General features: G+C 67.4%; 11 protein-coding genes. 5 read left to right on the forward strand and 6 right to left on the reverse strand.

Annotation, left to right across the window (positions count from 1 at the left end; translation table 11 throughout):
• Nucleotides 1–26: 26 nt before the first annotated feature.
• From BN1186_RS10840 to BN1186_RS10850, 3 genes are all read left to right on the forward strand, one after another.
• Nucleotides 27–725, forward strand: coding sequence for an SOS response-associated peptidase (locus tag BN1186_RS10840; protein ID WP_040284120.1), 699 nt, complete (start codon nucleotides 27–29; stop codon nucleotides 723–725).
• A gap of 15 nt (nucleotides 726–740) precedes the next feature.
• Nucleotides 741–2,339 (forward strand): ribosomal protection-like ABC-F family protein, encoded by a 1,599-nt coding sequence (gene abc-f / locus BN1186_RS10845; protein ID WP_040284121.1) that lies wholly within the window; start codon nucleotides 741–743, stop codon nucleotides 2,337–2,339.
• A gap of 100 nt (nucleotides 2,340–2,439) precedes the next feature.
• The gene (locus BN1186_RS10850; protein ID WP_052460069.1) at nucleotides 2,440–3,867 is read left to right on the forward strand and encodes a phosphoglucomutase/phosphomannomutase family protein; all 1,428 of its coding nucleotides are present in this window, start codon (nucleotides 2,440–2,442) and stop codon (nucleotides 3,865–3,867) included.
• Between the two features lie 105 nt (nucleotides 3,868–3,972).
• Here BN1186_RS10850 and BN1186_RS10855 read toward each other — a convergent pair whose 3' ends face one another.
• Genes BN1186_RS10855 through BN1186_RS10880 form a run of 6 tightly spaced genes read right to left on the reverse strand, consistent with a single transcriptional unit; the run spans nucleotide 3,973 to nucleotide 10,675 of the window.
• Nucleotides 3,973–5,943, reverse strand: a complete 1,971-nt coding sequence (locus BN1186_RS10855; RefSeq protein ID WP_040284122.1) for an alpha-glucosidase — start codon at nucleotides 5,941–5,943, stop codon at nucleotides 3,973–3,975.
• Nucleotides 5,921–7,279, reverse strand: coding sequence for a glycoside-pentoside-hexuronide (GPH):cation symporter (locus BN1186_RS10860; protein WP_040284123.1), 1,359 nt, complete (start codon nucleotides 7,277–7,279; stop codon nucleotides 5,921–5,923). Before BN1186_RS10860 ends, BN1186_RS10855 begins: the two co-directional genes overlap by 23 nt.
• Before the next feature lies 1 nt (nucleotide 7,280).
• Nucleotides 7,281–8,714: an AAA family ATPase gene (locus BN1186_RS10865; protein WP_052460070.1), complete on the reverse strand. Its 1,434-nt coding sequence runs from the start codon at nucleotides 8,712–8,714 to the stop codon at nucleotides 7,281–7,283.
• A 28-nt stretch (nucleotides 8,715–8,742) separates the two neighbouring features.
• On the reverse strand, nucleotides 8,743–9,528 hold the full coding sequence (locus BN1186_RS10870) for a putative RNA methyltransferase (protein WP_040284780.1): 786 nt from the start codon (nucleotides 9,526–9,528) through the stop codon (nucleotides 8,743–8,745).
• A 5-nt stretch (nucleotides 9,529–9,533) separates the two neighbouring features.
• Nucleotides 9,534–10,358, reverse strand: a complete 825-nt coding sequence (locus BN1186_RS10875; RefSeq protein WP_052460072.1) for an SURF1 family cytochrome oxidase biogenesis protein — start codon at nucleotides 10,356–10,358, stop codon at nucleotides 9,534–9,536.
• A complete protein-coding gene (locus tag BN1186_RS10880) occupies nucleotides 10,355–10,675 on the reverse strand; it encodes a DUF3099 domain-containing protein (protein WP_040284124.1) in 321 nt (106 codons plus the stop codon). The genes BN1186_RS10875 and BN1186_RS10880 overlap by 4 nt, the downstream gene beginning before the upstream one ends.
• A gap of 46 nt (nucleotides 10,676–10,721) precedes the next feature.
• Here BN1186_RS10880 and fabG point away from each other — a divergent pair, with 46 nt between their 5' ends.
• On the forward strand, nucleotides 10,722–11,438 hold the full coding sequence (gene fabG, locus BN1186_RS10885) for a 3-oxoacyl-ACP reductase FabG (protein WP_040284125.1): 717 nt from the start codon (nucleotides 10,722–10,724) through the stop codon (nucleotides 11,436–11,438).
• A 15-nt stretch (nucleotides 11,439–11,453) separates the two neighbouring features.
• Nucleotides 11,454–12,227: an enoyl-ACP reductase FabI gene (gene fabI / locus BN1186_RS10890; RefSeq protein WP_040284126.1), complete on the forward strand. Its 774-nt coding sequence runs from the start codon at nucleotides 11,454–11,456 to the stop codon at nucleotides 12,225–12,227.
• The last annotated feature ends 5 nt before the right edge of the window (nucleotides 12,228–12,232 follow it).

Below are 12,232 nucleotides of genomic sequence, written 5' to 3' on the forward strand. Positions count from 1 at the left end.
GGCCATACCCTACTAGCCTTGACGGCATGTGTGGACGGTATGCGGCGACAGCCAACCCCAGCGAGTTGGTCGAGGCATTCGAGATCTCGTTGATCGACGGCGAGGTTGCCGAGGTCACCGGCCCGCGCTACAACATCGCCCCCACCGATCTGGTGCCCGCCGTCGTTGACAGGGCCAGGGACGGTGAGGTCACCCGCAAGCTGGTGCCGCTCAAGTGGGGCCTGGTGCCGAGCTGGGCGAAGTCGCCCGACGGCGGCGCCAGGCTGATCAACGCCCGCGTCGAGACGGTCACCGAGAAGCCGTCGTTCCGCAAGGCCGCCTCCGCCAGGCGCTGCCTCCTGCCGGCGCTGGGGTACTACGAGTGGCGCAGCGAAGAAGCGCCGGGGGAGAAGAAGCCGGTCAAGCAGCCGTACTTCCTCAGCCCCGCGTCGGATCTGCTGGTGATGGCCGGCCTCTACGAGTTCTGGAAGGGGCCCGACGGCTGGCTGTCCACCACCACGATCCTCACCACGGAGGCCACCGATGATCTCGGCTGGGTGCACGACCGGATGCCCATGGTGGTACCGCGCGACAGTTGGGACGACTGGCTCGATCCCACGCTGACCGATGCCCGTGCGGCGGTCTCGATGCTGACGGCGCCGCTGGATCTGGCGCACCGGAAGGTCTCGCGCGAGGTCAACAAGGTGGGTACCGACGGCCCGCAATTGGTGCAGCCCGTCGCATGATGGAACACTGGGGCGGTGCTGCAGGTCAAGGACGTAGAGGTACGCGCAGGAGCGCGGCTCTTGTTGTCCCCCGTGAGTTTCCAGGTGATCAACGGGGACCGGATCGGCCTCGTCGGCCGCAACGGCGCCGGTAAGACGACGCTGACCCGCATCCTCGCAGGGGAGGGCCAACAGGCCTCTGGTGAGGTGACCCGCACCGGCCAGCTCGGCTACCTCCCGCAGGATCCGCGCTCGGGTGACCCGGAGCAACTGGCGCGTGACCGCATCCTCGGGGCCCGCGGACTCGACGCCGTGGTGCAACGCATGCGCAAGGCGGAGGAGACCATGTCCACCGCGGAGGGGCGCGTGCGAGAGGACGCCATGGCCGCCTACAGCCGCGCGGAGGCCGCGTTCGTGGCGGCCGGCGGTTACGCAGCGGAATCCGAGGCTGCGCGGATCGCGGCCAACCTGGGCCTGCCGGACCGGGTGCTCGCCCAGCCGCTCAAGACGCTGTCGGGCGGCCAGCGACGCCGCATCGAACTGGCGCGGATCCTGTTCTCGGATGCCGACACCCTGCTGCTCGACGAGCCCACCAACCACCTCGACGCCGATTCGATCGTGTGGCTGCGCAGCTACCTCCAGGGCTTCCCCGGCGGCCTCATCGTGATCTCGCACGACACCGAACTGCTCGACGCCGTGGTCAACAAGGTCTACCACCTCGACGCGAACCGGGCCGAGCTCGATATCTACTCCATGAACTGGAAGCGCTACCTGCAGCAGCGCGAGACCGACGAGCGGCGCCGCAAGCGCGAGTTGGCCAATGCTGAGCGCAAGGCCGGCCAGCTCATGGCGCAGGCCGACAAGATGCGTGCGAAGGCCACCAAGGCCGTGGCTGCGCAGAACATGGCCAAGCGTGCCGAGAGGCTGCTCAACTCCGTCGAGGGGGAGCGGCAGAGCGACCAGGTGGCCAAGATCCGCTTCCCGGAGCCGGCGCCCTGCGGCAAGACCCCGCTGCGCGGCTTCGATCTCAGCAAGTCCTACGGGTCGCTCGAGGTGTTCACCGCCGTGGATCTGGCCATCGACAAGGGCTCCAAGGTGGTCATCCTCGGCCTCAACGGTGCGGGCAAGACCACCATGCTGCGACTGCTCAGCGGAGTGGAGGAGCCCACCGCCGGCCGCGTCGAACTCGGCCACGGCGCCCGCATCGGCTACTACGCGCAGGAGCACGACACCCTCGACGTCGAGCGCAGCGTGCTCGACAACATGGTCTCGGCCTCACCCAATCTCGGCGACACCGAGGTGCGCAAGGTGCTGGGCTCGTTCCTATTCACCGGCGACGACGTGGACAAGCCCGCCAAGGTGCTCTCCGGTGGCGAGAAGACGCGCCTCGCGCTGGCGATGCTGGTGGTCTCCGCCGCCAACGTGCTGCTGCTCGACGAACCCACCAACAACCTCGATCCTGCCTCCCGCGCCGAGGTGCTCAGCGCCATCCGCACCTACGCAGGCGCCGTCGTCCTCGTCACGCACGACCCGGGAGCGGTCGCCGCGCTGGAACCGGACCGGGTGCTGATCATGCCCGACGGCGTCGAGGACCTCTGGTCCGACGATTACGCCGAGCTCGTCGACCTCGCCTAGCCATCCGAGGACTGCGCGATCGCGCAGAAACTCTGTGCATTCGCTCGCCGGATGCTCACCCCCGCGCAGTTGAGGGCGGCTGCGGGTCTAGGGTGGAGGCGTGGCGAGAATCAACTTTGGTACAGGCGGATGGCGCGCGATCATCGGCGACGAATTCATCCGGAGTAACGTTCGACTGCTGTGCGGGGCACTGGCACAGCGCATCAAGGAGGAGGGCGCCCAGGACAAGGGCATCGTGATCGGTTACGACCGGCGCTTCCTCTCCGATGTGGCGGCGCGGTGGGCCGCCGAGGTGTTCGCGGGTGAGGGCATCCGCACCCAGGTGATCAAGGTGGCGCAGGCGCCCACCCCGATGATCATGTGGACGGTCAAGGATCAGGACCTGCCCTACGGCATGGCCATCACCGCGTCCCACAACCCCGCGCTCTACAACGGCATCAAGGTTTTCACGGCCGGCGGCAAGGACGCCGACGAGGAGATCACCCACGACGTCGAGGCCCGGATGACCGCCCTCGAGGGTGACGGGGAGGCAGAGATCGGCCACGTCGACTACGACAAGGCCCTCGAGACCGGTCAGGTCACGGAGATCAACCCGTTCAACGGCTACATCGATTCGATCATCGCCCAGGTGGACATGCAGGCCATCAAGGACGCGAACCTCAAGATCGCGCTCGACCCGATGTTCGGAGTCTCGAAGACCTCCCTCCAGACCATCCTGATGACAGCGCGCGCAGATGTCGAGGTCATCCACGACCGGCACGACACGCTCTTCGGCGGCCGCATGCCGTCGCCCACCAACGCGACCCTGGACGCGCTGAAGCGCTACGTTCTGGACAACGACTGCGACCTGGGCATCGCCACCGACGGCGACGCGGACCGCATCGGCGTCATCGACGACAAGGGCAACTTCCTCCACCCCAACCAGTTGCTGGTGATCCTCTACTACTACCTGCTCAAGTACAAGGGCTGGAAGGGCGCCGTCGTGCGCAACGTGGCCACCACCTCCCTGCTCGACGACGTGGCCAAGCAGTTCGGCGAGGAGTGCTACGAGGTCCCGGTGGGCTTCAAATGGATCTCCGGCAAGATGCTGGAGACCGACGCCATCATCGGCGGCGAGTCCTCCGGCGGCCTGACCGTGCGCGGCCACATCTCCGGCAAGGACGGCATCTACGCCGCGGCCCTGCTGGTGGAGATGATCGCCGTCGTGGGCAAGCCCATGAGCCAGATCTACGAAGAGATCACCGGCCAGTTCGATCCCCACTACATGGCCGAGACCGATTTCACGTTCGCGCCCGAGCGCAAGCCCGAGATCCTCAACACCCTCATGGTGGAGAAGAAGCTGCCCGAGTTCACCGAGAAGGTCGTCGACGTGTCCTACCGCGACGGCGCCAAGGTGTACTTCGAGGACGGCTGGATCATCGCCCGCTTCTCCGGCACCGAGCCGCTGCTGCGCATCTTCTGCGAACTGCCGACGAAGGAGCGCGCCGAGGCCGCCTGCGAGGAGATGCGCGCCTTCCTCGGCCTCTGATCGCCGCGAGGCTGCGCCTCAGACACACAACACCGCAGGCCCCGGCGACCCATTCGCCGACGGCGGTGTTGGCCGCGCGGGACTCCGCGGGGGATGGCTCGCACATCAGCCGTAGATCCGGCTGACCGTCGCCTCCCACGGCTGCATGACGGCACCGCGCGGCCCGCCGAGGACGGGCACGATCGTGCCCCGCACCCGAGGGCGCTTGCGCGGCTTGTCCGAGGTGTTGCATTCGATCAGGAAGCGCTGCGCGCCCAGCGTGCGCTGGAAGGCGAAGTAGTACTTCTTCTGCCGGTGCACCCAGCGCAGGTCCCCGAGGGTGAGTGCCCGGTACTTGCGGCGCAGTTTGATCAGGGCCCGGTGCCAGGAGTACACCGAATCCGGATCCGCCATCTGTTCCTCCGCCGAGAAGCCAGGGGTGGTGTCCGTGCCGGAGAGCCAGGCCGCCGCTTCGCTGAACCCGCCGTCGGGATTCCACCGCATGGGGACACGCGCATGGTCCCTGGACCCGGCCAGGATCTGGCGCCAGGCGTCGGCGGGGCTCATCCCGTTGGTCAGGAGTTCGGCGTGCCGGTTGATGGACTCCACGTCGCGCAGTTGCTCCACGTTCTCGAACGCGTGGTTGGTGGCGGCCAGCTCCTGGCCCTGGAACAGGAACGGCGTGCCGCGCAGCGTGAGCTGGATAGTGGCCAGCATCTTGCCGATCGCGGTGCGCACCGCCGGGTCCTTCTCCCGGCCGCCGCCGAACTTGGACAGCATGCGCGGATTGTCGTGGTTGTCGAGGAAGAGGGGGATCCAGTCGTTGGGCCCGGTCTTGCGGTCGTAGGCGCGGTAGAAATGCTTGAGGTACCACAGCTTGTACTTGTACGTGTCCCAGCGGGTCTGGCCAGGATTGTCCAGCACGTCGAAATTGAAGATGAGGTCCAGCTCGCCGCGGCCGTAGCCGCTGAGGAGGCGGCCCAACTGCATGCCGATGCCGGGGGTTTCACCCACCATGAGGCCGATCATGTCGGGTGGCAGCGGATCGCCGAGCGACCCGTCGGGCATCCGCCGCAGGGGCGTCGACGACGGGGCCTCGCGCCGCGTGAAGCCGTCGCGTCGCAACCCGCGGAGGAACTCGTGCAGGCGCGGGCCGTAGAAGAAGTGCTCCACCCCCACGAAGCCCAGGATCTTGCCGATGAACGGGTGCCCGTCCGGCAGGCCGGGCTTCTTCGAGATGTAGTTGATCACGTCGAGGCGGAAGCCGTCGATGCCCTTGGCGAGCCACCAACTGACGATGTCGGCCACCTCGTCGCGGACCTTGGGGTTCTCCCAGTTGAGGTCCATCTGACCGTCGGCGAAGAGGTGCAGCGCCCAACGCTGCGCGTCGTCCATCCAGCCCCAGGCGGGGCCGGAGAAGAACGAGGTCCAGTTGTTCGGCGGGGTCTGGGGGTCTCCCTTCCGCAAGATGTAGTAGTCGCCGAACTCGCCGTCGGGGTCGGCCATCGCCTGCTGGAACCATTCGTGCTGGTCCGAGGTGTGGTTGACCACAAGGTCGAGGATGATGCGCATGCCCCGCTGATGGCAGCCGGCGATGAGCTCCTCCACGTCGGCCATGGTGCCCATCTCGGTCATGATGTCGCGGTAGTCGCTGACGTCGTAGCCCATGTCCACGTTGGGGGAGGCGAAGATCGGGGAGAGCCACACGCAGTCGACGCCGAGTTCGGCCAGGTAGTCGAGCTTGCCGATGACGCCGCGGATGTCGCCCACGCCGTCGCCGTCGGAATCCGCGAAGGAGCGGGGGTAGACCTGGTAGACGACGGCCTCGCGCCACCACGGCGTCGGGTCGGGTGCGCGGCCCTCGAGGGGCCGGTCGTGTTCGCTGTTGACGAGATCGATGATCATGTCCACCAGGCCCGGCCCCGTCACGGGGCGCACGAGCTTGTCGATGGCGCCGAGCGGCAGCCAGGACAGTGTGTAGATGAGGCGACGCGGCATGCCCGTCTGGAGGAACAGCTTGTCGATGATGTCGCGGCCCACCGGAGTGCGGTAGAGGTCGTAGACCGTGCTTCGCTTACCCAGCAGCTTGAATGCCATGTCTCCCCTTCAGGTCGCTGATGACGCGAGCGTAGAACTCCTCGTCAAGCCGGTATCTGGCCCGCAGGACGAGGTAGCTCAGCGTCATCAGCACCATTGGTAGCACCATCATGGCCATCCGCAGGGTGAAAGCCCCACTTTCGGAAACATCGTCGGCGGTGACAGCCACGTCGATGCCCGACGCGATCACGGTGGCGCCCACCACCCCGCTGGCGACGGCGTTGCTGAGCTTGTAGATAAACGGTTGCAGCGAGAAGGTCACCGATTCGTTGCGCCGGCCCAGTTTCCAGTGGCCGTACTCGACAGAGTCGGCGATGAACATCACCATCAGCAGTTGCATGGCGCCCTGGCCGCTGAACAGGAACACGCCCGCGACCGCCACCAGTACCAGGGAGGTGCCGGAGAAGAGGAAGAAGACGTAACCCACCAGGCACGCCACGGTGGCGACGAGGTGGATCTGGCGCCGCGTGAGCACCTTCGAGACCAGGGGGAAGCAGGCGAGCGCGGCGATCTGCGTGACGCCGAGGATGGCCGCGAAGATCGGGTAGGCGCCCTCGTCGCCGAAGATGTACTTGAAGTAGTGGAGGCCGAATGACGTGGTGATGATGTAAGCGCTCATGTACAGCACCATCGCGACCGCGACCCACATGAGTTGATCGTTGCGGACGATGACGTGGAACAGTTCCCGCAGCGGGGTCGCCTCCGGTTTGACCGTGACCTTTTCGCGGGTGAGCACCAGGGTCAGCACCTGGAACGCCAGCATGATCACCACGAGCGCGGCGGCGAGCAGGAACCAGGCCGTGCGTGCCGATCCGGTCACGCCCTCCAGCCAGTGCGTGATGGGCACGAGCCCCACCGCCATCGAGAACAGGCCGATGTTGGCGCAGATCCGGGCCACCACGCCGATGCGTTCGCGTTCCTTCTGGTCGATCGTCAGGGAGGGCAGCATCGACCAGTAGGCGATGTCGTTGATGGTGTAGGCGATCTCCCACACCAGGTACAGGACGGTGAACAGGATGACGTAGCCCCAGCCGTCGACCCCGAGGTCGAAGAACAGCACCAGGGTGGCGATGCCCCACAGCAGCCCGCCCCAGAAGATCCACGGCTTGAACTTCCCGTAACGGGTGTGGGTGTTGTCGACCACCACCCCCATCACCGGATCGTTGACCGCGTCGAAGACGCGCATGACCACCAGGATGATCGTGATCGCGCCCAGTTGGGCCCCGGTGACGTTGAGCACATCGGTGAGGTAGAACATCAGGTACATCGACACCAGCGCCCCGACCATGTCGCGGCCGAGGGTGCCCAGGCCGAAGCCCCACCGTGTGCGCAGCATGTCAGTACATCGGATGGTAGGCGCCGGTGCCGATCTCGCCCTCGGTGTCCCCGTCGGGCTCAAAGTCGTCGAAGTGACCGCCGGGATGGAGGGTGCGGTTGAGGGTGTTCTGATCGGCCAGGAGCGATTCCATCGCCTCGCGCAGGTGGCCGTCGGTGGGCTCCTCATCCTGTTCCGCCGCCAACAGCACGGAGCGGCGCATGAGTTCCTTGAAGAACGACGCGGTGAGGTGGTCGCTGCGGGCCGCCATCTCGTCGAGCACCTCGTCGGAATAGCCGACCGACCCGCAGTACAGAGCCAACAGTCGCCGGCGGGCCTCCTCGTCGGGCACGGGGATCTCGACGGCGAGGTCGACGCGGCCGGGGCGCTGCGTGAGCGCCTCCTCCAGGACGTCGACCCGGTTGGTGGTCAGCAGGAAGGCCACGTCGGCGTCGGCGTCCAGGCCGTCGAGGGCGTCGAGCACCTCGAACAGCAGCGGGTTGCCGGTGGGTGACAGGTCGCGGTTCATCGCCACCAGGTCGCAGTCCTCCAACACGACGATGGACGGCTGCAGGTGGCGGGCAATGGCCGCTGCCTGCCCGATGAACTGCAGCGTCTGGCCGGAGAGGAGGATCACGGTGTGCTCCGGCGTGGTGCTGATGAGGTGGCGGATGGTGTGGGTCTTTCCGGTGCCTGGCGGGCCGTAGAGCAGCACGCCGCGTTTGAGGTGCTGTCCGTGGCGGCGCAGCGTCTCGGAGTGCGCGGCGATGCCGCTGATGTGTCCGGTGATGCGCTCGAGCACGCCCGGCGGCAGGATCACGTCCTCGGCCGGCAGATCCGGGCGCGCGATGAAGCGGAAGCCGTCGCCCTCGGCCTCGTAACCCACCATCTCGAGGCTCAGCACCTTGCCGCGGAGCAGCGACAGTTCGGTGCCCAGCGTGGTGGCGCGTTCCAGCAGTGCGTTGGCCACGTCGGGATCGGGGCACAGCACCTCGATGACGCCGGTGCCGTTGCCGTGCATCTGGGACGCCCTGCGCTGCAGGACCGCCACGGGCTGGCCCTCGAAGGTGAACAGCCGGATGCCGAGCGACATGACCCGGCGGGTCTCGGTGGGCCCGACTGCGACGTTGGTCCAGTCGACCTGGCCTGTGCTGAGCCGCGCCCAGTTGCTGCTGACCATGTCGGCCAGGGACATGTGGTGGCGCTGGTCGCCGCCGATTCCCAGCAGTTCAGCATCGGGCCCGGCGAGATTCTCCAGGGCCACGTCGTAGTCGGCGAAGCGGTAGGGCACCACTTCCTTGCTGACGGCCGCCACCTGCGCGGGCACGATGCCGAGATGATCCTTCAACGCGTCGACGAGGTAGGGACCCTCGCCGCTGTTGTTCAACTGCGAGGCCGCCTCCGCGACCTTGTGGAACTGCTGCAGGAAGGTGCGGAGCTCAATATCGAGTGTCATGCACCCAACGGTAGGCGCGTCGGCGCGCTCATGGGTGGGTCAACGTGACGATCGAGACCGAAGTCGTACACGATGTCAGCTCGGCGACCTCCGACGGTAGGGCGTGGAAGGCGTTGGGTCCCATCGCGATGAGGTCTGACGCCTGTTCCCGGTCCAGGCCGATCTGGTACTCCTCGGTCCAGACGCTGGAGTGCCAGCCAGGGAAGGCGCCGATGATGCTCTCGACCTTGTCGGCGGCCACGTCGAGCAGATCGTGGCGCTCTCGGAGTTCTTTGAGGTGGCAGGAGGTGGGCACGGCCACCACGAGCGTGCCGCGCGGCTGGAGGATGCGCGCGAACTCCTGCGCGTTGCGGGGGGCGAAGACGCACATCACGGCATCCGCGGCTCCATCCCGGATGGGGAGTCCTGCCCACGTGTCGGCCACGATCGCGCCGGCCCGACGGTGGGCGCGCGCGGCCCGTTTCCCTGCGGCCACGGACACGTCGGTGGCCAGGCCGCGGGCGCCGGGCAGTTCGTCGAGGACGTGGGCGAGGTAGTAACCAGTCCCGGCGCCCACGTCGACGATCCGGGTGCGCCCCCGCACGGCGTCGACGATGGCGTCGGCCACCTGGTCGTAGAAGCCGTGCGAGAGGAAACGTGCGCGGGCATCCAGCATGGCGGCGGTGTCGGCGTTCTTGGGCGGGGCATGGCCGAGAAGGTTGACGTAGCCCTGCTTGGCGATGTCGTAGGAGTGACCGTCAGGGCAGATCATGGCCCTGGAGGCCTCGGTGAGGTCCTGCCCGCAGACGAGGCAGGTCAGCCAGCCGTCGAGCATGGCGGTCACTGGTCGGAACTTCGGGTGGTCGCGTCCGCTTCAGGGGTGTCGACACGCCCGCGCTCCCTCGTTCCCCGGGAGGCGGCCGGCTCAACCAGCGTGCTCTTCTTCTTGGCCTTCTTCCGGTCGCGGATGTCCCCGCGGATCAGCACGCCCAAGCCGACGACGCCGATGATCGTGAAGGCGAACCACTGCAGGGCGTAGGAGAAGTGGTTGCCCTCATCCAGCGGGGGGCGGCCGAGCGAGGTCAACTCCTCGCTGTCGGCCGGGGTGGACTCGAGGACGGAGACGTAGCCGTTGACCAGATCCAGTCCCGTCGCGCCGCTGAGGACATCCGAGTTGATGAGCCGCAACTGCCCCTCGTGCGGGGTCATGGCGTTCTCATCGCCGCGCTGGTTGCGCTGCACGAAGCCGGTGATCGACACGGTGCCCGACGGGGTGGGCGGCAACTCGGAGGTGGGGGCCGCGCCCTGCCTGGGGATGAAGCCGCGGTTGACCAGCAGGTGCTCGCCCTGGTCGGTGCGCATCACGGCGAGCACCTCCGAGCCGTAGGCGCCGTCGAGGGAGCGGTAGCGTACTTGGAACTGGTCAGGCAGGTATTCGCCGGTGGCTGAGACGCGGTACCACTGGTCCTCGTCCCCGATCTCGCCGTTCATCAGCTCCTGATAGGGGCGTACCGCCTCGGACTCGTGCGCGACGACGGTGGCGTTGCGCTCGCGGCGCTGCTCCAGGCGATCCAGCTGCCAGCGTCCCAACAGCACGAACGTGACAGCGAGCAACACTCCCAGCAGCACGATGGCGACGTAGCGGATGATCTGCTTGCGGGTCACGTCTCGTCCTCCTCGAGGGATCCGGTGAGGACCTCCCCGGTGGTCAGCGCCATGGCGTCGGTGGGTTCCGCATCGGTGGTGGCGGTGGGTGGCGGGCGGTGGTCCATGTTGGTGGCCAGCGTGACGGCCACGAGCGCGAGGATACAGGCCAGCAGCAGGGTGACCGCCTTCCACCATCCCGGCACGATCAGGAACGCGACGAACAGCGCGGTGCGTACGCCCATGGTGAGGATGTAGCGCTTCTGCCGCTCCTCCAGATCGAGACTGCGGCTGCGGGCCGCGTTGGTGATCACCAATGCGTCCTTCGTCTTGGCCATGGGCCGAGCATAGTCCCGTGGCCGGAGGGTGAGGTAGGTTGCTCCCGTGGTTGAAGAACAGGGACGAGTTGTACTGATCACCGGCGGGTCGAAGGGCATCGGCCGGGCGATGGCCGAGGCCTTCCGTGACGCCGGTTACCGCGTCGCTGCGACGTACCGCTCCGGCGGGGTGCCGGAGGGGGTGTTCGGCGTGACGTGCGACATCACGGATCAGGGCCAGGTGGATCAGGCCTTCGACCAGATCGAAGCCGAACTCGGCCCCGTCGAGATCGTGGTCGCCAACGCCGGCGTGACCAGGGACACACTGCTGATGCGGATGAGCGACGACGACTGGAATTCCGTCATCGACACGAACCTCACCGGGACCTTCCGCGTCGTGCGCCGCGCGTCCAAGAAGATGACCCGCGCGCGCTTCGGCCGCGTGATCCTCGTGTCTTCCGTGGTGGCGCTCCTGGGTTCGCCCGGCCAGCTCAACTACGCCTCCTCCAAGGCCGCGCTCGTCGGCATGGCCCGCAGCCTCACCCGCGAACTCGGCACCCGCAACGTCACCGCCAACGTGATCGCGCCCGGCTTCATCGACACCGACATGACCGCGGTGCTCAGCGAGGACGTGATCGCCGATTACAACAAGCGCATCCCCGCCGGCCGGCTCGGTAGCGTCGACGACGTGGCGCAGGCCGCGTTGTTCCTCGCCTCCGATCAGGCGGGCTACATCTCCGGTGCCGTGCTGCCCGTTGACGGCGGCCTCGGCATGGGCCACTGAGTTAGGACTGAATCCATGGGCATTCTCGAAGGCAAGAACATCCTGGTCACCGGCGTGACCATGCGCACCTCCATCGCCTACGCGGTGGTCGACATCGCCCAGCGGGAGGGCGCCAACGTGGTGGTCTCTGCCGCGGGCCGCGCCGTCCGCCCCGCCGAGCGCGCCGTCGCGAAGCTGGACAGGGTCCCGCCGCTGATCGAGCTCGACATCACCGATCAGGAGCACCTCGACGCGCTGCCGGCCATGCTGGGGGAGCACTTCGACGGCGGGCTCGACGGGATCGTGCATTCCATCGCCTACGCGGACCCGGAGAAGGCGCTGGGCGGCCAGTTCCTGAACACCGACTGGGACACGGTGGCCAACGCGCTGCAGATCTCGGCCTACTCGCTGCAGTCGTTGACGATGGCGGCAAAGCCGATGCTCAACCGCGGCGCCGGCGTCGTCGGCCTCACGTTCGACGCGCGCTACTCGTGGCCGGCCTACGACTGGATGGGGGTGGCGAAGGCCGCGCTCGAGTCGACGTCGCGCTACCTCGCCCGCTACCTGGGCCCGGACGGCATCCGCGTGAACATGGTGGCCGCCGGCCCCGTCGACACCGTGGCGAAGAAGGCCATCCCTGGGGCCTCGTCGTTCAACAACATCTGGGCGGAGCGCGCGCCGCTGTCGTGGGATGCGGGCGACGCCGTGCCGTCGGCGAAGGCCGTTGTGGCGCTGCTCAGCGACTGGTTCCCCGCCACCACGGGTGAGATGGTCCACGTCGACGGCGGGTTGCACTCCACCGGTGCCTGACGCTG

This window comes from Tessaracoccus massiliensis, assembly GCF_000826065.2.
Lineage (GTDB): Bacteria > Actinomycetota > Actinomycetes > Propionibacteriales > Propionibacteriaceae > Arachnia > Arachnia massiliensis_A.

Coding starts and splice junctions, on each gene's coding strand:
- BN1186_RS10840 (WP_040284120.1), top strand. CDS start 27: ATGTGTGGACGGTATGCGGCGACAGCCAACCCCAGCGAGTTGGTCGAG.
- BN1186_RS10855 (WP_040284122.1), bottom strand. CDS start 5,943: ATGGCATTCAAGCTGCTGGGTAAGCGAAGCACGGTCTACGACCTCTAC.
- BN1186_RS10860 (WP_040284123.1), bottom strand. CDS start 7,279: ATGCTGCGCACACGGTGGGGCTTCGGCCTGGGCACCCTCGGCCGCGAC.
- BN1186_RS10865 (WP_052460070.1), bottom strand. CDS start 8,714: ATGACACTCGATATTGAGCTCCGCACCTTCCTGCAGCAGTTCCACAAG.
- BN1186_RS10870 (WP_040284780.1), bottom strand. CDS start 9,528: ATGCTCGACGGCTGGCTGACCTGCCTCGTCTGCGGGCAGGACCTCACC.
- BN1186_RS10880 (WP_040284124.1), bottom strand. CDS start 10,675: ATGGCCAAGACGAAGGACGCATTGGTGATCACCAACGCGGCCCGCAGC.
- fabI (WP_040284126.1), top strand. CDS start 11,454: ATGGGCATTCTCGAAGGCAAGAACATCCTGGTCACCGGCGTGACCATG.